Genomic DNA, 17,844 nt, shown 5'->3' with positions numbered 1-17,844 from the left:
GGTTCTTCCTTTTAGTGAATAGAGAGTTGAAAATCGCTGTGCTACATTAAGAGAGGTGTTGCTTGAAGAAGGCGACGGTGCGGCCGTTGGCCAGTTCCGCTGCGGCGTTGTCGTAGTGGTTGCCGCCGGGGCGCGCGAACGCGTGGTTGCAGCCGGGGTAGCTGTGCAGCTCGATGTTCGGGTTGCCGCTGAAGGCGGCCTTGATGGTGGCTTGCGCTTCCTTGCCGATGTATTCGTCTTCTTCGGCCAGGTGGTACAGCAGCGGGTCCTGCACGTTGACGGCCTCGGCGGCGAACTTCTCGGTGCCGCCGCCGTAGTAGGCCACGAAGGCGTCGGCGCGGCTGCGCGCTGCGGTCAGATAGGTGAGCAGGCCGCCCAGGCAGTAGCCGGTGACGGCGACCTTGCCGCTGGCGCCTGGCAGGGTGCGGGCGGCGGCCACGGTGGCGGCGATGTCGCGCACGCCCTTGTCGAAGTCGTAGGCGCTGTACAGGGCGAAGCCCTTGGCCCAGTCGCCTTCGCTTGCCTCGGACATGTCCAGGCCGGGCTCGGCGCGCCAGAACAGGTCGGGGGCGACGGCGATGTAGCCGAACGCGGCGTAGCTGTCGGCAATGCTGCGGATGCCGGCGTTGACGCCGAAGATCTCTTGCAGCACGACGACGACGGGGGCCGCTGCGGCGCCGGCGGGACGCGCCACGTAGCAGTTGAACGTGCCGTCTTCCGCTTGGATGGTGATGCCTGGTTTCATCTGTGGCTCCTTGTTTGTTTGCGTTTCGATGGATGCATCTTAGGTGCGAAAACGCGGCAAGGGAACGGACAAAGCTGCAATGTCGCTTTGTAAAAATGCGGATCTTTCGATAGGGATAGGGAAACAAACGACGAATGGCTAATGGCATGGCAAACGATTTCGACTGGAACGACATACCGCTGATCCTGTCGCTGGCGCGCACCGGCAGCATGAGCGCGAGCGGGCGCGAGCTGGGGGTGGACGCGTCCACCATCAGCCGCCGCATCGCCGCCGCCGAGAAGTCGCTACAGCTGCGGCTGTTCATCCGCGATAACACGCGCTACCAGCTGACGGAGGCGGGTCGCGTGTTCGTGGAGTACGGCGAGGCCGTGTACGGCAACGTGCAAAGCATGCTGCTGGCCTCATCGCGCGAGGCGGAAGCCATTACGGGCGCGGTGCGCATCACCGCCATCGATTTCCTGTTCGACCATTGGGTGATACCGCAGCTGCCGTCGCTGCACGCGCAGTATCCGCAGCTGGACGTGCACCTGCTGGCGGACAACGACAACCTGTCCTTCACGCGCCGCGAGGCGGACTTCGCGCTGCGCCTGGCGCAGCCGGGCGAGGACGCGGCGCTGGTGATGCGCAAGCTGGGCGACATCGGCTGGACCGTCTACGGCAGCGCCAAATCGGCGCCGGCGCCGCGCGGGCAATGGGGCGAGCAGCCCTGGATTATGTATGGGGACCAGCTCTCCCATGTGCCAGAGATGAAATGGATACGGAATCTGGGGCCATGCGTGCGCGGCCCGGTGCGCGTGAACAGCCTGACCACCATGCTGCGCGCCTGCGAGGAGGGACTGGGGCTGGCGCTGCTGCCTTGCCTGATCGGCCAGCCGCCGGGACTGCGGCGGCTGGGCGACAAGCCCGAGGTGCAGCGCGAGCTATGGCTGCTCAGCCACCGCGACGCCGGTTCCATTGCGCGCTTCAAGGCCGTGTCGGCCTGGCTGGCCAAGCTGTACGCCGACAGCCGCGACATGATGTGCGGCTAGGCTAGCGGCGCGTGTAGGCCTGCGAGGCCGGCACCCACAGCAGCACTTCCAGCCCGCCGCCGGCGCGGTCGGCGATCTCGATGCGCGCGCCGATGCGCTCGGCCCGCTCGCGCATGCCGGTCAGCCCCCAGTGCCCGGGCCTGCCGTGCGTCTTGGTGGCGTCGTCCAGCCCTTTGCCGTTGTCGCGCACGGCCAGCCTGAACTCGCGCGGCCCGTAGCTCAGCTCCACTTGCAGCGCGCTGGCGCCCGCGTGGCGGCAGGCGTTGCTCATGGCCTCGCGCGCGATGGCATACACCTCGTCGTGCATTTCGGGCGCCAGCTCGCGCTCATTGCCATCCACGTTCACCGCCAGCGCGAACGCGTCGCCCCCGCCATCCAGGCAGCCGCCGTTGGCGGCCATCGCCGCGCCGGCGTCCTTCAGCGCCTGGGCCAGGCTGCCGCCCGGCGTGACGCGCAAATCCATCACCTGGTCGCGGCCTTCGATCAGCACGCGGTCGGCCTGGGTCAGCGTCTTGTCCATCAACTGGCGCGTGTCGCTGTCGGGCGGCAGGCGGTTCGCCACCGCCTGGAAATGCAGGATCAGCCCGTGCAGGCTTTGCAGGAACGTGTCATGCAGCGCGCGCGCAATGCGTTCGCGCTCCACCAGCCGCTCGTGCATGCGCTCGCGCAGCTGGCGCGTGAGCTGGCGCAGGCGCAACTGGTGCAGGCCGTACGCCAGCGCCGCCGCAGCCAGCGCGCACAAGCCCGCGAACCACATGGTTTCCGTGAAGCGCGGCGCAATCTCGAACGACTGCGCGCTGTGCGGTCCGCTGGACACGCCGTCTTCGTTGATGGCCTCCACGTTGAAGCGGTAGCGGCCCGGGCCAAGGTTGGTGTAATAGGCCGTGCGGCGCGTGCCCGCCTCCTGCCAGTCCTGGTCCACGCCGTCCAGCCGGTAGCGGAAGCGCACCCGCTCGGGCATGGTGTAGGTAAGGGCCGTGTAGTCGATCTGCAGCTTGCCCGTGCCGGGCGCCAGGCGCATGCCCGGGTCGAGCGCGTAGCGCACACCGTCGCACTGCATGCCCGTCACCTGCACCGCCGGCGTGCTGGTGTTGCGTAGCAGGCGCGCCGGATCGAACCACGCAATGCCGGCGGTGCCCACGAACCACAGCCTGCCGCCGCTGCCGGCCATCGCCGTCGGCGTGCGCACGATGATGTCGGCCGCGCCGGGATAGCCGTCCGAACTGTCCCACAACTCATGGCGCAGGGGCGTGTCCGGGTCGCCCATGCTGCGCTGCCAGTTCGCCGCCGTGACATGCAACAGGCCCTTGCTGGTGTTGACCCAGCGGTCGCCGTCCGGCGTGACCACCAGGCCGGACACGTTGGACAGCAGCTCGGGATCGTGCGCGGAGATGCGCACGAACTTGCCGTCGTGGAGCACCGCCATGCCGTTGTCGCCGGCGATCAGCAGTTCCTTTTGCGTGTCGACGAAGGTGACCGCGCCCAGGTCTATGCCTTGCGCGGGACCGTATTCCGTGAGCTTGCCGTGGTCGTGGTACAGCAGCTTGTTGTTGCGGAAGCCGAACCAGGTATTGCCTTTGCCGTCCACGGCGGCGTACAGCGGACCGCGCACGCCGGTGTGGCCGGCGGGCGGCAGCCATTGTGCGCCTTCGCGGCGATACAGTCCCCGCCCGCCGATGCCGACCCAGGTGCCGTTGCCATCGTCCGCCAGCAGCAGCACGAAATTCTTGGGGTTCTCGCCTTCGCGCAGCGGCGGCATGGGCCAGGACTCCACGACGCCATTCTTGCGCCGTTCGATGCGCTGCGCGCCGCCGATCAGCACCGAGCCGTCGCGGCCCTTGGCGACCACATAGACAGTCTGCCCCGCGTCATGCGGGATGGCGCGGCCGCCGGCGTCGATGCGCCACAGCGTGCCCGCGTCGGCCGAGGCGGCCCAGGTGGTGCCGTCTTCTTCCTGCGCCAACGACAGGCGCCCGGCGGCAGGCGGGAACTGTACCGTCGCCAGCTTGTTCTGGCGCAGCCGCTCCAGGCCGGCCGGGGTGCCGACCCAGATATTGCCCTCGCGGTCCTCCAGCATGGAGTGCACATTCAGGCTGCCCATCTGCCAGGGTTGGTCCAGCTTGTCGTCCACGCCGTTGCGCGCGATGGTGCCTTGCTGCTTCTGCCACGTGGCCGGCAGCATGCGGCACAGGCCGGCGGGGCAGTTGCCGGTCCAGAAATTGCCGTGCCGGTCGAACAGGCTGGAATGGCCAGCGGCGCGGTTGGTCCACGGCGAGCGCGGCATAGGCTGGCCGGGTGGCGGCGGCAGCGGGGTCAGCGTGTCTTTGCCGACCAGCCACAGGCGGCCGTCGGGCGACTCCAGCAGCAATGGCGCGGTGGCGCTGTGGCCGGTGGGACGGAAGCGGCGCGTGGCGCGGTCCAGCACGTACAGCGCCTTGCCGTCCGCCACCCACAGCTGGCCGTACTGGTCCAGATGGACGAATTCGGCGCGCGCGGTCGGATAGCTCCAGTCCGCGCCTATCTTCTCCCAGCGGCCGCCGCTGTAGTGCATCAGGCCGGTGGTGGAGGCGACCCAGATGCTGTCGTCCGACTCCACTGCCAGGTTGTAGGTGGCACCGATGGGGTTGCCGGGGCCGGACGCGTAGTGCTGCAAGTGGCCGTCGCGCAGGCGGCTCAGCCCGCCGAACGTATAACCTATCCACAGGTCGCCGTTGGGCAGGGCGGTGAGCGAGGTGATGCGCTTGCCCAGCAGGCCCTCGCCGGTGGCCGGCTTGAAGGCCTCGAACTGCACGCCGTCGAAGCGGTGCAAGCCGGTGACCGTGCCCAGCCACAACCAGCCGTCGGCAGTCTGCGCCATCGTATCAACCTCGCGCGGCGCGCCTTCGCGGCTGGTCCAGATGTCGTGGTGGTAGGCGGTAATGGGGACGGCGGGATCGAGCGCCTGGGCGGGCGCGGCGGCCAGCAGCATTAAGGTCAGCGCCAGGGCGGCGCGCAGGAGTAGTCTCGGGGAAATTATTGCCATAGGCTCAATTTAGCCAGCCCGGCGCGGCGGGCGCAAGTGGAAATGCGGGGCTATGGCTTTTGAGAGAGCACTTCCGTCAGTTGGCGCCTTCGCCGCGCTGCCACGCGAACTGCACGCGCACCTGGTGGTCGCGCGTGGTGGTGGAGATGGCGTCCGCCAGGCCCACCACGATGGCGGTCTGTGGCCCGAGCGCGGTGCGACCAAGTGTTCTTCGGGCGTGCCGTCGAACAGCGATTTCCATTGCACGTCGGGGAAGCGCGCGGTCAGCTCGCTCAACGCGCGGTCGTGCTGCGAGCAGTCGAGCAGGGCGTAGGTGTGGGTTGGGTTGTCCATATTTTTCTATCGCTTAGCGGACCAGGAAGCTGCTGGCCTTGGCCGCCGCGTTTTTCAGGCATTCGATGCAAATGGCGCTGCCGGTCGGCAGGGCTGGCAAGCCGGCCGCGCCGCTGCTTCCTCCTTTGAAGATGTGCTGGCCGCCCTTGACGGTGAAGTTGCCGGGGCAGGCGAAGGTGATGTCGCCGCCGTCGAGCGTGATGCTGGACTGGCCTGCCTGCAGCACGATCTTCTTGCTGGCCTTGATCTCGATGCTGTCGTTGACCGAGATGACGGTAATCTCCTTGTCGGCCAGGATTTCCAGCTCGCCGGTGTGCGCCTGCAGCGACACGGGGCCGTTGCCGGCGAAGGCCTGGATGCCGCCGGCGTGGCTGAAGAAGCCGGCCGCGTTGCCGGCCACGGACGACACGGTGTGCGCGGCCGCGAGGTGCAGGTCGCCTTGCGTGGTCCATTGCAGCTGCTTGCCGGCGAACAGCACGGTGGAGGCGGGCGTGGCCCAGTTGATGCTGGCCGGGGCGTCCATCAGCACCAGCGGGGTACCGAATTTTTCCACCGGCTTGGCGCTGTCGGCCTCGCGCGATCCGGCTTGCGCCTTGACCGCCTGCTGGCCGTTGACGGTGCCGGCGTGCTTGCCGCTTTGCTGGGGATCGATCTGGGTGATGAAGTCCTTGTGCGCGGCGGCTGCGTCCTTGCTGGTGAGGGCGTGCTGCGCGGTGGCGGCGTCGCCCAGCTGCTTGGCCAGTTCCTCGGCCGCTTTCAGCTGCGCCAGGGATTCGGCGGTGTCCATCTGGGTGGAGGCGATGCCGCTGCCTTGCGCGCTGCGCGCGCTGGTGGTGAGCAGCACGCCTTCGGCGCCGCGCAGCACGGCCCAGGCGTCGGTGCGCAGTTCGAAGCCGGCGCCGCGATAGCCGCCGCGCTGCGCCGAGCCTGGCGCCTGCTGGATCAGGTAGCCCAGGTTGAGCTGGGTGGCGGCGCTGCTGCTGGCCAGGCGCGTGCGCACCTGGCCGGGCGTGTCGTCCAGCTGCCACTGGCCGTAGCCGCTGCGGTCGAAGTTCTGGCTGTGGATGCCGGAGATGGTGCCGGCGTGGTTCACGCCCGCGTCCACGCCCGCCGCGAAGGGCGGGGCGTCGCTGCCGGTATAGAGCTGGGCCACCACCACCGGGCGGTCCATGTCGCCTTCGATGAAGTCGACCAGCACTTCGGTGCCGATGCGCGGCGTGAACTGGGTGCCCCAGTTGGGGCCCGCCAGCGCTTCGGCCACGCGCACCCAGGTGCCGGTGCGCTCGTCGCCGGGGGCGCTGCCTTTGGCGTCGGTGTTGTGCGCCATGCCGCCGGCGTTGGCGCCTTCGCCGCGCTGCCAGGCGAATTGCACGCGCACCTGGTGGTCGCGCGTGGTGGTGGAGACGGCGTCGGCCAGGCCCACCACGATGGCGGTCTGCGGCCCGAGCGCGGTGCTGGCGTGCGGCGCGGCGGTGGCGGCGGCTTCGCGTACGCAGCCGAAGCTGTTGCGGTAGTGCCGGCTTCTACGTCGCAGTCGGGTTATTCTCCGAAAAACAATTTATACAGTATGGTGATTTCCAATTTGGCGTCGTTATCAAGGTCGGTGATGCTGACGGCCTGCTCAAGCAGGCGGCCGTCCCGTCAAGCCCCAAGACATTCTCTGAAACTACATCTGCATTACAATCGTATCGGCGTGTCAAATGAATTTCGTACCTCTCCGCTATTCAGTGAGAGAGACAACCTAATAATGCTGTCTACTTTTAAAGCATTCAAAGTGTAAGTGCCGGGCTTTAAGTCCAAAAAACCACCACCCCGGAGTGCTTCGGGCTCAAGGCCATCAGCAGTCACTTCTTCTGCGGCGCCTAAGAATACGTGTCCGGAGGGTATATTTAGATTAATGGTAACTTGGGGGGAGTCTATCTTATCCACAAGATGAATGCCGTAATTCCCATCACTCCCTAGTCCTAGAAATATGCAGTTGCCCATATTCACCTGATTCAGCTCGTCTTGTGGCGTGCACCACCAGTCAGCATCGTCAGCTAGGCGATCCTTTAGACTGGCTAAGTCAAAGATGCACATCGTAGCCGTATCTGTGGCGAATTTGTACTCAGAAATATTCATAAAATTACCTTGGGACAAAAATTATTTTACTAATTGGGTCGCCAGCTTGCAGGCCAGCCTTGCGTCCTGCTTGGAAAAGCGATGCGCCCACGCTTTTGTTGATAGACTCGTCCAAAAGCTTCAGTCTTTGTGTCGGATCACCGCCGATCACTAAATCAACTGGATGGTCTGCGTTTAATCTTGTAAGGTCAAGTTCTTTACCATAAATGTTACGATAGCGATTAGCCACTGCATCGCGGTATTCATCCTGCAACGACGATATCCGCACATTGCTAGTGTCGGGAGTCCAGACTAATTCTCCACGAGAAGCCGCGCGATCGATAGCGCGCTGTTTTATTCTTAGCTCTGTCTCCAGATAGTTTCTCTCATCTTTTGAGAGACCCGGAGTACTCAGAATTTTTGGTTCCTTGACCTCTAGTGTCACACCCGCTGGCGCTTTGGTCGGTTTTCCGTTTTTTTGCGCCTGCGCACAGTCCTCGGAGTCTTTTCCCTTCGTTGCAGAAGACTTTTCTTGTGTCTTGGCCGCATCCTTCGCCGCGTCCGCCTCTTTCGCAATTTTAGCTTCCTTGGCTGCCACTTCGGCTGCTTCGGCTTGTTTTTTTGCTTTGGTCAGGTCGGCGACGGTTTGGGTCAGTGCCGCGACTTTTTTCTCCAGGCCCATGATGGCCTTGGTGGCGCGGACGGCTTTGGCGGGCTTGGCCAGTGCGTCGCCCAAGTAGGGCACCATACTGACAGTGCTGAGCGCTGCGCCCCAGTAGTCTCCACGCGCGATCGAGATGCCGGCGCCGACGATGTCGGAAGCCGGCGTGGGATCTACCAGCCCCGCCGCATCGGCAGCGGCGCCGGCGATTTCCAGCTTCAGGTCGTTGTCGGCCTTGGCCAGCGCAGTTGTCGCGTCCGAGAGTTTTTTGGTGATGTCTTGCAGGTTCATCATAACTGCGCACCCGTTTGGCCAGGCGCCAGTTCAAACAGGGCGTCGTAACGTTTGGTCCGCACGATCTGTTCCCACGCCTGCTCCGGTAGTTGCGCAATCATCCGGCTCAGGCGTTCGGCCTGCGGCACATCGGGGTTGCTGAGATGGGCTTTGACCATGGCGTTGTCGTCGAACGAGGGCGACACGGTCATCATCAGGCCGGCGAACAGGTGCTGCGCGCTGGGGTCGGTGATGCCGTAGCCGCTGGCGCGGCTGACCGCTGCGATGGCCGCTTCGCGCAGCATGCCGCGCTTGATGCCGGCGATGTCGTCCGGGCAGGTCTCTTCCCAGTGCCGGACGATGCTCTCGTACAGGTTCTCTATGTCGAAGTACATCAGCTGGTCGCGCTGGGCCAGCGTGAGGCTGATGGGCGCGAAGGCGTAGCGGGCGATGTCGGCCGGTGTGGCGGGCGCGATGTCGATGCTGTAGCGCTGCCGGCGGCGCGGCTCGAGCGCGCTCCAGGCGCTGACCGGGGCGAAGAAGTAGCGCTTCTGCTGCGCGTCCAGCGCGGAGGGCAGGCCAAGCAGAATGCGCGGATCGTAGAAGCGCAACACGACCAACTGGCCGTCGTCGATTTCGCAGTTCAGGCGGCGCGTGAGCATGGGCGCGAGCACGGGCAGCGTGTAGGGGCTGGTTATCCAGCTGACGCTGGGTGCGGCCTGCTCCAGCTGCGCCAGCCATTTGATCAGCGCTTCGTGCTCGCGCGGCGCGGCGATCAGCAGCGGCGCGGCGGCGGTCAGGTGTTCTTCGGGCGTGCCGTCGAACAGCGAGCGCCATTGCGCGTCCGGGAAGCGCGCGCTCAGTTCGCGCCACGCGTGGTCATGCTGGGAGCAGTCGAGCAGGGCGTAGGTGTGGGTTGGGTTGTCCATGTTTTTTCTTCGCTTAGCGGACCAGGAAGCTGCTGGCCTTGGCCGCCGCGTTTTTCAGGCATTCGATGCAGATGGCGCTGCCGGTCGGCAGGGCGGGCAAGCCGGCCGCGCCGCTGCCGCCGCCGTCGAAGATGTGCTGGCCGCCCTTGACGGTGAAGTTGCCGGGGCAGGCGAAGGTGATGTCGCCGCCGTCCAGCGTGATGCTGGACTGGCCGGCCTGCAGCACGATCTTCTTGCTGGCCTTGATCTCGATGCTGTCGTTCACCGAGATGACGGTGATCTCTTTGTCGGCCAGGATCTCCAGCTCGCCGGTGTGCGCCTGCAGCGACACCGGGCCGTTGCCGGCGAAGGCCTGGATGCCGCCGGCGTGGCTGAAGAAGCTGGCCGCGTTGCCGGCCACCGAGGATACGGTGTGCGCGGCAGCGAGGTGCAAATCGCCCTGTGTGACCCATTGCAGCTGTTTGCCGGCGAACAGCACGGTGGAGGCGGGCGTGGCCCAGTTGATGCTGGCCGGGGCGTCCATCAGCACCAGCGGGACGCCGAACTTTTCCACCGGTTTGGCGCTGTCCGCTTCGCGCGAGCCGGCTTGCGCCTTCACGGCCTGTTGGCCGTTGACGGCGCCGGGGTGCTTGCCGCTTTGCTGGGGATCGACCTGGGTGATGAAGTCCTTGTGCGCGGCGGCGGCGTCCTTGCTGCTCAGGGCTTGCTGCGCGGTGGCGGCGTCGCCCAGTTGCTTGGCCAGTTCTTCGGCGGCCTTCAGCTGCGCCAGCGCTTCGGCGGTGTCGAGCTGGGTGGACGTGATGCCGCTGCCTTGCGCGTTGCGCGCGCTGGTGGTGAGCAGCACGCCTTCGGCGCCGCGCAGCACGGCCCAGGCGTCGGTGCGCAGTTCAAAGCCGGCCCCGCGATAGCTGCCGCGCTGCGCGGAGCCAGGCGCTTGCTGGACCAGATAGCCGAGGTTGAGCTGGGTGGCGGCGCTGCTGGTGGCCAGGCGCGTGCGCACCTGGCCGGGCGTGTCGTCCAGTTGCCACTGGCCGTAGCCGCTGCGGTCGAAGTTCTGGCTGTGGATGCCTGAGATGGTGCCGGCGTGGTTCACGCCCGCGTCCACGCCCGCCGCGAAGGGCGGGGCGTCGCTGCCGGTATAGAGCTGGGCCACCACCACCGGGCGGTCCATGTCGCCTTCGATGAAGTCGACCAGCACTTCGGTGCCGATGCGCGGCGTGAACTGGGTGCCCCAGTTGGGGCCCGCCAGCGCTTCGGCCACGCGCACCCAGGTGCCGGTGCGCTCGTCGCCGGGGGCGCTGCCTTTGGCGTCGGTGTTGTGCGCCATGCCGCCGGCGTTGGCGCCTTCGCCGCGCTGCCAGGCGAACTGCACGCGCACCTGGTGGTCGCGCGTGGTGGTGGAGATGGCGTCGGCCAGGCCGACCACGATGGCGGTCTGCGGCCCGAGCGCGGTGCTGGCGTGCGGCGCGGCGGTGGCGGCGGGCACGATGGCGACGGCTTCTCGCACGCAGCCGAAGCTGTTGCGGTAGGTGCCGGCTTCCACGCCGAAGGCGGGCCCGCCCTTGATCGATGCGTCGAAGTTGTTGCGCGCTTCGTGTTCCACCCACAGCACCTTGAAGCTGTTGGCGCCGTCGGCGTAGCGTTCGTGCTGGGTGAGCTGGAAGCTGTGGCCGTGGGCCAGGCGGCGCACGGCGCCGCTGCCTTCGAAGACTTTGTTGTTCAGTTCCAGCGCTTGCAGCATCAGGAGGCTGTGCGGGTCGGCCGCGCCGTGGCCGGTTTCTTTTCCGCTGGCGATGCGTTCGCCGCTGCCGTCGTAGATGGCCAGCGCGGGCAGCTCGCCCGCGTCCAGGCTGGATTGCTGCTCGGCCGACGGCGCCAGCAACTGCGCCGGGTCCCAACTGGCGATGCTGACGGCGTTGGGCTGCACCTGGCGGCGCGCGGCGAAGCGGTCGATGGCGTCGTCGGTGTCGGTGGCGCGCACGCCGTGGAAGCGCAGTTCCGCGCCGCCGGGCATGGCGGGCGCCTGGGCTTTGCTGTCGAAGATTACCAGCTTGTGCTTGGACTGGCCGTCGCCTTTGTCACTTTCCGCGCCGGGCGGGTCGTGCTCGAAGCGCCAGCTCAGGCCCTCCGAGGCCAGCAGGCGTTCGAAGAAGTCGAAGTCGCTTTCGCGGTACTGGGTGCAGATCGGGCGCGGCGCCAGTTCCTGCGTCACGTCGAAGGAGAAGCGCACCTGCGGGTAGTCCTGCAGCAGTTCGGTGACGATGTCCTGCGCGTTCTTGTCCTGGTAGACGTAGCTGTCGCGGCGCAGGCGCAGCAGCGTGAGCGCCGGTTCCAGCAGCAGGCGGTAGCGCGCCACGCCGCCGTCCGCGCCCAGCCAGGCCGCTTCGGTGCACAGGCCGTGCCAGGCGCGCTGGCTGCCGTCCGGCTGCAGCAGCGTGAGAGTGAGCTCTTCTCCGATGAACTGGTCGAGTTCCAGGTCGGTGGAGGTGCTGAGCGCGTGCACTTCGAAGGCGTACAGTTCGTTCACGCCCTCGCGCGCCGTGAAGTGCTCGGCCATCAGCGATTCGGGCAGGGCGCGCTCCTGCGCGCTGGCCAGCGTGAGCAGGCGCGCGTGCTGGCTTAGGCCCGTGCCGAATACGCCGAGCGCCGAGGTGAGCGGAGATGCCGAAGCCATCAGGGCAGGGTAATGGTGAGGTTGGCCACGCGCGGCGCCATTTTCACGACGTCGTTATAGGCGTGCAGGCGCTCGTCGGTGTGGCGGCCGAGCGAGGTGCGCAGGCCGATGTAGCCCAGCACGCACACCAGCGCGAACACGGAGCACAGCACCCACAGCGGCAGGTCGCTGCGCAGCTTGTGCGCCACCTGGTCCGGGCGTTCGGCGTGCGGCGCGAAGCCGCCGCGCTTGCCCTTCATCTGGGCGATTTCGTCGCCCAGGCGGCTGGTCAGGTAGGTCAGCTTTTCCGAACCTTCCAGGATGTAGCGGCCCTGGAAGCCCAGCAGCAGGCACATATGGAACACTTCCAGCGCCTGCACGTGGGCGGCGCCGCGCGCGCGCAGCGCTTCCAGGCGGATGTAGAAGTTTTCGCCGGCCAGCTGGTCGCCGAACAGCTGCAGCTGCAGCGGACGGCGTTCCCACGCGTCGCGGATGGAATAGGGCGAGCGCAGGATGATCTCGTCCACCGCCGCGCAGAAGGCGTACTTGGCGGCGTCGATGTCGTCCGGCGAGGCGTTGTGCTTGCGCGCGTTGCGGCCGAACTCGTCCAGGAACTGGGTCATCTTGGCGGCGAAGTCGGCGTTGTCCTGCGGGCCGCTGCCGTTCTTCAGCATGAACAGGGCGTAGAAGCCGTCATACATCAGGTCTTGCAGCGATTGCGGTTTGTTCGACGCCGGCGCGGCCGGTGCGCCGGACGAGAACAGGGAAGGGGCGAGGGAAGGTGCAGCCACGTTGCTCATGTTGTTTGGTCTCCGCTCAGGAAGTAACGGCCAGCAGGTCCAGCTTCAAATCGCGCAGGCCGGACGGCACATAGATGGAAATCGATTGGGCTTGCAGCATGCGTTCGTACATCTGGCCCTTGCCTTCGATGGCGAAATAGCAGGCGTCCGGCCGCACCGGGATGGCGGCCGGCACTTGCGGCGCGTGCTGGATGCGCACTCCCGGCATGGCCGACAGCACGAACTTTTCCACGTCGTCCGGCGCGCCGATCTTGAAGCGCAGCGGCACCACGTCCACCAGTTCCACCGCCGGCAGGTCGGCCGAGACGGCCAGGTAGAAGGTGGTTTTGTCGTCGATCTTGCCGCTGTCGAGCATGCCGTGGTGGTAGGACGGCTTGGTTTCGTTGAGCGCGATGGCGAAGTACTTGGACGAGATCACCGTGTCCAGCAGCTCGCGGATGATCTGGTGCAGGCGCGCGAAGGCGGGGCCGGGATCGGCGTGCTGGTAGGGCGGCAGGTCGGACAGGGTCCAGCTCTTGGAAAAGGTCATCAGCGCGCCCGCCAGCGACAGCAGCTGTTCGTACAGGCGCTCCGGATGCAGCGCCGGATGGTGGAAGTAGTGCGTGAGGCCGGCGAAGGCGGTGCTGGCCGTGTGCAGCAGCCAGAACGAGGACATGTCGCCGGAGCGGAATTCAATCACGTGGCGGCTCGGTTCGCGGTGGTGGCCCTGCAGCGCGCTGACCTTGGCCTGCAGCGCGTCGATCAGGCGGCGCAGCTGCAAGAACAGCAGCGGCGCGCTGCGGATCGACAGCGACGGCGGGATGAAGGACGGGTCCAGCTCGAAGCCGCCGCTGGCAGCGCGGCGCAGACGCAGCAGCGGGAAGTGGGTGTAGGAGTCGCGCGGCTCGTGCTCGGGCACCAGGCGCACGGCCTTCTTCAGGTAGCTCAGCTGGGCTTGCGCGGCCTGCGTGTACAGGTCCGGCGTGTCCGCATTGGACTGGACGAAGCGCACGCCATTGCTGCCCGGGCCGCCCTGGCCGGGCACGCCGAAGTTGCCGCCGAACGGTTTGAAGGCGGGCAGGGCGGCGTAAAAAGTCACACTTTGCTGGCTGTGCGGGATCAGGCTCAGGTCGATTGTGTCGGGCAGTTCGTCCACGCCGGGCGCGTCGTACAGCTCGCCGTCCTGGAAGCGCAGCGACAGTTCCAGCAGGCGCAGCGCGTTGTTGGCCAGCGCTTCGCGGTCGATCTCGATCTGGTTCACGCCCCACGCGTACGGGTGCAACGCCTTCACGCTCTCGTGCAGGCGGTGCTCGTGATAGCGGTCCTGCTGCTGGAAATGCTGCGGCCGCAGGAACAATCCTTCGCCCCAAAGTACCTTGTTTGTCATGTTATCAAAACAGAAATTTTATAAGTAGCAGAACACTAACATTTCTTTAGGAAACATGTCGCAAGCGAGCGCGGCAATCGTGCGCAGCCCGGGCATGGGCCGTGTTTCCTGGAGAAATTCAATTGAACGCGCACAAAAATAAATTTCTGATAATGTGTCGCCGAAGTAACAAGTTAGCAATTGAATATCTCTTTTTTGCAAGTCAGTCCGAGGAAAGCATGAAACCTGTACATACCCTGCGCCGCCTGGCCGGCGCGACCAGCTGCGCGGCCATCCTGGCCGCATGCAACACGGTGCCGCAAGTGCCGGAGATCCCGAAGCCCACCGTCGGCGCGCTGATGGAGAAGGCCAGCCAGGCAGCCGCTTCCGGCCAGAAGGAGCAGGCTGTTGCCCTATGGAAACAGACCGCCGCCGCTTTCCCGGCTGAAAAAGCGCCCTGGGTCAGCATTGCCCAGACCCGCTACGACGCCGGCCAGTACGGCGAAGCCATCGTGAGCGCGCAGGAAATCCTGGTGCGCGATCCGAACGACCAGCTGGCCAACAGCATCATCGCCATCAGCGGCCTGCGCCTGTCCACGCGCGCGCTGGCCGACCTGAGCCGCCAGAACAACCTGAGCGGCCCGCTGCGCACCGAGTCGCAAGACCTGGCCAAGCTGCTGCGCGAGAGCCTGGGAGAGACCGTGCTGGTGCCGCCGCAGCCGGCGCAGGCCAGCGCCGCCAAGGCTGCATCGAACACGGCGCGCGGCGGCACGCCAGCCAAGAAGGGCGCCGCCAAGGCGCGCCAGGAATCCAGCGCCGATCCGTTCAGCGGCCTGAAATAACCCGTAACCAGTCGAACAGGGGAAAACCATGTCTAAAAGTGAAAGTGTCCAGAAGCGCCTGACCAAGGTGCGTCCGCCGCGCGTGCAGATGAGCTACGACGTTGAAATCGGCGACGCCATCGAGAGCAAGGAACTGCCCTTCGTGATGGGCGTTGTCGGCGATTTCGGCGGCAACTCCGAGGTGGAGCAAAAGCGCCTGAAGGAGCGCAAGTTCGTCGGCATTGACCGCGACAACTTCGACGAAGTGATGAAGGGCGTGGAGCCGCGCGCCGCCTACCGCGTCAGCAATGAGCTGGGCGAGGACGGCGGCCAGTTCGCGGTGGACCTGAAGTTCAAGTCCATGGAGGACTTCCGCCCCGAGTCCGTGGTGCAGCAGGTGGAACCGCTGCGCAAGCTGCTCGAAGCGCGCACCAAGCTGGCCGACCTGCGCAACAAGCTGGCCGGCAACGACAAGCTGGAAGACATCCTGAACGATGTGTTGAGCAACACCGAAAAACTGGCGCAGCTGAGCGGCGCCAAGCCTGACGCGAAGGAATAAGCCATGTCCGCCCAATTGAGCCCCAACGCCGCCGCCCCGGTGCATGCCGGCGAATCCGCGCTGCTGGACCAGATCGTCGAGCAGAGCAAGGTCGCCAAGTCCAGCGTGGAGCACGCGCGCGCCAAGGACCTGATCTCGGAACTGGTGAACCAGGTGATGGAGGGCACCGTGGTGGTGTCCGACAACCTGGCCGCCACCATCGACGCCCGCGTGGCGGAGCTGGACCGCGTGATCTCGGCGCAGCTGTCTGCCGTGATGCACGCGCCCGAATTCCAGAAGCTGGAAAGCAGCTGGACCGGCCTGCACTACCTGGTGAAGAACAGCGCCACCGGCACCAACATGAAGATCAAGCTGCTCAACGCCACCAAGAAGGAACTGGTGAAGGATTTCCAGAGCGCGCTGGAATTCGACCAGAGCACCATGTTCAAGAAGGTCTACGAGGAGGAATTCGGCACCTTCGGCGGCGCCCCGTTCGGCGCGCTGCTGGGCGACTTCGAGATCACCCGCCAGCCGGAGGACATGTATTTCATCGAGCAGATGTCGCACGTGGCGGCCGCCGCGCACGCGCCCTTCATCAGCGCCGCCTCGCCGGAGCTGTTCGGCCTGGACAGCTACAGCGACCTGGGCAAGCCGCGCGACCTGTCGAAAGTGTTCGACACCGTGGAGTACACCAAGTGGAAGTCCTTCCGCGAATCGGAAGACTCGCGCTACGTGGGCCTGACGCTGCCGCGCTTCCTGGGCCGCCTGCCGTTCAACCCGGCCGACGGCGCCACCACCGAAGGCTTCAACTTCGTGGAAGACGTGGACGGCACCGACCACCAGAAGTACCTGTGGTGCAACGCGGCCTACGCCTTCGGCACCAAGCTGACCTCGGCCTTCGAGGACTTCGGCTGGTGCGCGGCGATCCGCGGCGTGGAGGGCGGCGGCCTGGTGGAAGACCTGCCGACCCACACCTTCAAGACCGACGAAGGCGAAGTGGCGCTCAAGTGCCCGACCGAGATCGCCATCACCGACCGCCGCGAGAAGGAGCTGAGCGACCTCGGTTTCATCTCGCTGGTGCACTGCAAGAACACGGACTACGCGGCCTTCTTCGGCGCGCAGTCGGCCCAAAAGGCCAAGAAATACAACACCGACTCGGCCAACGCCAACGCGGTGCTGTCGGCGCAGCTGCAGTACATCTTCGCCGTGTCGCGCATTGCGCACTACATGAAGGCCATGATGCGGGACAAGATCGGCAGTTTCGCTGCCGCCTCCAATGTGGAGGACTTCCTGAACCGCTGGCTGACGCAGTACGTGCTGCTCGACGATAACGCAACGCAGGAACAGAAGGCCCAGTTCCCGCTGCGGGAAGCGTCGGTGCAGGTGGCGGAGGTGCCGGGACGGCCGGGCGTGTACCGCGCCGTGTCCTTCCTGCGCCCCCACTTCCAGCTCGACGAGCTCTCTGTTTCGCTCCGATTGGTCGCGGAGCTGCCTGCTTCGACCAAATCCTGACGCATCTTTTTTACCCGTTAAAGTCCATAACCCACTGAAAGGAATACCATGGCAATCGACGTCTACCTGCAAATCGACGGCATCAAAGGCGAGTCCACCGACAACGCCCACAAAGACTGGATCGAGGTCAAATCGGTCCAGTTCGAAGTGCTGCAGCCTAAGTCGGCCACCGCGTCGACCGGCGGCGGCCACACCGCCGAGCGCACCGAGCACAAGGACATCGTCGTGCACAAGCTGGCCGACCTGGCCACGCCCATCCTGCTGCAGACCTGCTCGTCCGGCAAAACCATTCCGAAGGCGAAGCTGGAGTTCCTGCGCGCCGACGGCCAGGGCGAGCGCATCAAGTACTTCGAAATCGAACTGGAAAATGTGCTGATCGGCTCCGTGGCGCCTGCCATCAGGGAAGGCAACATCCTGAGCGAAGACGTGTCGATCAAGTACTCGAAAGTGAAGTGGAAGTACACCCAGCAAAAAGTGGGCGGCGGCTCCGGCGGCAACACCTCGGGCGGCTGGGACCTGTCGGCCAACAAGACGGCCTAAACATGCGCAACAAGGTTGAACAATCCAGCCAGGAACCACCATGCCAGTAAAGGGCTACACGCCAGGGTTGTTCGACCGGCTCCTTGACGAGCCAACGCACGGTGCCGGAGGCAGCTCGGGCACCGTTGCGCGCCTGTCCATCGAGGAGATGAAGGACGCGGTGGCGCGCGACCTGGAAGCGCTGCTCAACACGCGCTCGGTGCTGCGCGAGGATGTGCTGAAACGCTTTCCCGAATGCGGCCGCTCCATCGCCAGCTACGGCCTGAGCGACTTCGCCGGCCTGTCGCTGTCGAGCACCGACGACCGCGCCTACATCTGCCGTGCGCTGGAACGCGCCATCCTGCGCCACGAACCGCGCCTGCGCAACGTGCAGGCTGCGCTCGAAGTGCGCGAGGGCGCCATCAACCGCCTCGGCTTCAACATCACCGCGCTGCTGGTGGCCAGCGCCACCCAGGAACCGGTCAATTTCGACGCAGTGCTGCAACCATCGAGCCTGCACTACACCATCAGCAAGGCGCGCCGCGCGGCGACGCCAGGAGCCTGA

General features: G+C 65.8%; 16 protein-coding genes. 6 read left to right on the top strand and 10 right to left on the bottom strand.

Going from position 1 to position 17,844, the window contains the following annotated elements; translation table 11 throughout:
* Positions 1–46: 46 nt before the first annotated feature.
* Complete coding sequence (locus ACFJI2_RS15315) at positions 47–745, bottom strand: dienelactone hydrolase family protein (protein ID WP_377700821.1); 699 nt, start codon at positions 743–745, stop codon at positions 47–49.
* Positions 746–891: 146 nt separating this feature from the next.
* Here ACFJI2_RS15315 and ACFJI2_RS15310 point away from each other — a divergent pair, with 146 nt between their 5' ends.
* Positions 892–1,773 (top strand): LysR family transcriptional regulator, encoded by an 882-nt coding sequence (locus tag ACFJI2_RS15310; RefSeq protein WP_377700820.1) that lies wholly within the window; start codon positions 892–894, stop codon positions 1,771–1,773.
* A 1-nt stretch (position 1,774) separates the two neighbouring features.
* Here the strand turns inward: ACFJI2_RS15310 and ACFJI2_RS15305 are convergent, their stop codons facing one another.
* The 9 genes from ACFJI2_RS15305 to tssK all read right to left on the bottom strand — a co-directional run bounded on the left by ACFJI2_RS15305 (position 1,775) and on the right by tssK (position 13,910).
* Entirely contained in the window at positions 1,775–4,795 is a 3,021-nt protein-coding gene (locus ACFJI2_RS15305; RefSeq protein ID WP_377700819.1) for a triple tyrosine motif-containing protein, read from the bottom strand.
* Positions 4,796–4,871: 76 nt separating this feature from the next.
* Complete coding sequence (locus ACFJI2_RS15300; protein WP_377705934.1) at positions 4,872–5,036, bottom strand: hypothetical protein; 165 nt, start codon at positions 5,034–5,036, stop codon at positions 4,872–4,874.
* Between the two features lie 105 nt (positions 5,037–5,141).
* Entirely contained in the window at positions 5,142–6,554 is a 1,413-nt protein-coding gene (locus tag ACFJI2_RS15295; RefSeq protein WP_377700818.1) for a DUF2345 domain-containing protein, read from the bottom strand.
* A gap of 251 nt (positions 6,555–6,805) precedes the next feature.
* Positions 6,806–7,249, bottom strand: coding sequence for a DUF6386 family protein (locus ACFJI2_RS15290; RefSeq protein WP_377700817.1), 444 nt, complete (start codon positions 7,247–7,249; stop codon positions 6,806–6,808).
* Between the two features lie 4 nt (positions 7,250–7,253).
* A complete protein-coding gene (locus tag ACFJI2_RS15285) occupies positions 7,254–8,183 on the bottom strand; it encodes a hypothetical protein (RefSeq protein ID WP_377700816.1) in 930 nt (309 codons plus the stop codon).
* Entirely contained in the window at positions 8,180–9,091 is a 912-nt protein-coding gene (locus ACFJI2_RS15280) for a DUF4123 domain-containing protein (RefSeq protein ID WP_377700815.1), read from the bottom strand. The genes ACFJI2_RS15285 and ACFJI2_RS15280 overlap by 4 nt, the downstream gene beginning before the upstream one ends.
* Positions 9,092–9,104: 13 nt before the next feature.
* A complete protein-coding gene (locus tag ACFJI2_RS15275) occupies positions 9,105–11,765 on the bottom strand; it encodes a type VI secretion system Vgr family protein (RefSeq protein ID WP_377700814.1) in 2,661 nt (886 codons plus the stop codon).
* Positions 11,765–12,544, bottom strand: a complete 780-nt coding sequence (gene icmH / locus ACFJI2_RS15270; protein WP_057156817.1) for a type IVB secretion system protein IcmH/DotU — start codon at positions 12,542–12,544, stop codon at positions 11,765–11,767. The genes ACFJI2_RS15275 and icmH overlap by 1 nt, the downstream gene beginning before the upstream one ends.
* Before the next feature lie 16 nt (positions 12,545–12,560).
* The gene (gene tssK / locus ACFJI2_RS15265; protein WP_377700813.1) at positions 12,561–13,910 is read right to left on the bottom strand and encodes a type VI secretion system baseplate subunit TssK; all 1,350 of its coding nucleotides are present in this window, start codon (positions 13,908–13,910) and stop codon (positions 12,561–12,563) included.
* Positions 13,911–14,128: 218 nt separating this feature from the next.
* On the opposite strand from tssK, the gene ACFJI2_RS15260 reads away from it, so the two are divergent.
* The 5 genes from ACFJI2_RS15260 to tssE are packed head-to-tail and all read left to right on the top strand — an operon-like array spanning position 14,129 to position 17,844.
* Positions 14,129–14,731, top strand: a complete 603-nt coding sequence (locus tag ACFJI2_RS15260; protein ID WP_377700812.1) for a tetratricopeptide repeat protein — start codon at positions 14,129–14,131, stop codon at positions 14,729–14,731.
* A 28-nt stretch (positions 14,732–14,759) separates the two neighbouring features.
* The gene (gene tssB / locus ACFJI2_RS15255) at positions 14,760–15,269 is read left to right on the top strand and encodes a type VI secretion system contractile sheath small subunit (protein ID WP_132139007.1); all 510 of its coding nucleotides are present in this window, start codon (positions 14,760–14,762) and stop codon (positions 15,267–15,269) included.
* Positions 15,270–15,272: 3 nt separating this feature from the next.
* Positions 15,273–16,760, top strand: a complete 1,488-nt coding sequence (tssC, locus tag ACFJI2_RS15250; RefSeq protein ID WP_107868369.1) for a type VI secretion system contractile sheath large subunit — start codon at positions 15,273–15,275, stop codon at positions 16,758–16,760.
* Positions 16,761–16,808: 48 nt separating this feature from the next.
* Complete coding sequence (locus ACFJI2_RS15245; protein WP_107868370.1) at positions 16,809–17,300, top strand: type VI secretion system tube protein Hcp; 492 nt, start codon at positions 16,809–16,811, stop codon at positions 17,298–17,300.
* A gap of 40 nt (positions 17,301–17,340) precedes the next feature.
* On the top strand, positions 17,341–17,844 hold the full coding sequence (gene tssE / locus ACFJI2_RS15240; protein WP_132139008.1) for a type VI secretion system baseplate subunit TssE: 504 nt from the start codon (positions 17,341–17,343) through the stop codon (positions 17,842–17,844).

This window comes from Pseudoduganella sp. UC29_71 (assembly GCF_042693265.1).
Lineage (GTDB): Bacteria > Pseudomonadota > Gammaproteobacteria > Burkholderiales > Burkholderiaceae_D > Rugamonas.
Note: the sequence above shows the minus strand (reverse complement) of the source record. Positions and strands in the feature narration are given on the sequence as shown.

Bases quoted from the DNA above. Each gene is read 5' to 3' on its own strand.
- tssB (WP_132139007.1), top strand. From the start codon at position 14,760: ATGTCTAAAAGTGAAAGTGTCCAGAAGCGCCTGACCAAGGTGCGTCCG.
- ACFJI2_RS15245 (WP_107868370.1), top strand. From the start codon at position 16,809: ATGGCAATCGACGTCTACCTGCAAATCGACGGCATCAAAGGCGAGTCC.
- tssC (WP_107868369.1), top strand. From the start codon at position 15,273: ATGTCCGCCCAATTGAGCCCCAACGCCGCCGCCCCGGTGCATGCCGGC.
- tssE (WP_132139008.1), top strand. From the start codon at position 17,341: ATGCCAGTAAAGGGCTACACGCCAGGGTTGTTCGACCGGCTCCTTGAC.
- ACFJI2_RS15260 (WP_377700812.1), top strand. From the start codon at position 14,129: ATGAAACCTGTACATACCCTGCGCCGCCTGGCCGGCGCGACCAGCTGC.
- icmH (WP_057156817.1), bottom strand. From the start codon at position 12,544: ATGAGCAACGTGGCTGCACCTTCCCTCGCCCCTTCCCTGTTCTCGTCC.
- ACFJI2_RS15310 (WP_377700820.1), top strand. From the start codon at position 892: ATGGCAAACGATTTCGACTGGAACGACATACCGCTGATCCTGTCGCTG.
- ACFJI2_RS15280 (WP_377700815.1), bottom strand. From the start codon at position 9,091: ATGGACAACCCAACCCACACCTACGCCCTGCTCGACTGCTCCCAGCAT.
- ACFJI2_RS15315 (WP_377700821.1), bottom strand. From the start codon at position 745: ATGAAACCAGGCATCACCATCCAAGCGGAAGACGGCACGTTCAACTGC.
- tssK (WP_377700813.1), bottom strand. From the start codon at position 13,910: ATGACAAACAAGGTACTTTGGGGCGAAGGATTGTTCCTGCGGCCGCAG.
- ACFJI2_RS15285 (WP_377700816.1), bottom strand. From the start codon at position 8,183: ATGATGAACCTGCAAGACATCACCAAAAAACTCTCGGACGCGACAACT.
- ACFJI2_RS15275 (WP_377700814.1), bottom strand. From the start codon at position 11,765: ATGGCTTCGGCATCTCCGCTCACCTCGGCGCTCGGCGTATTCGGCACG.
- ACFJI2_RS15300 (WP_377705934.1), bottom strand. From the start codon at position 5,036: ATGGAAATCGCTGTTCGACGGCACGCCCGAAGAACACTTGGTCGCACC.
- ACFJI2_RS15290 (WP_377700817.1), bottom strand. From the start codon at position 7,249: ATGAATATTTCTGAGTACAAATTCGCCACAGATACGGCTACGATGTGC.
- ACFJI2_RS15305 (WP_377700819.1), bottom strand. From the start codon at position 4,795: ATGGCAATAATTTCCCCGAGACTACTCCTGCGCGCCGCCCTGGCGCTG.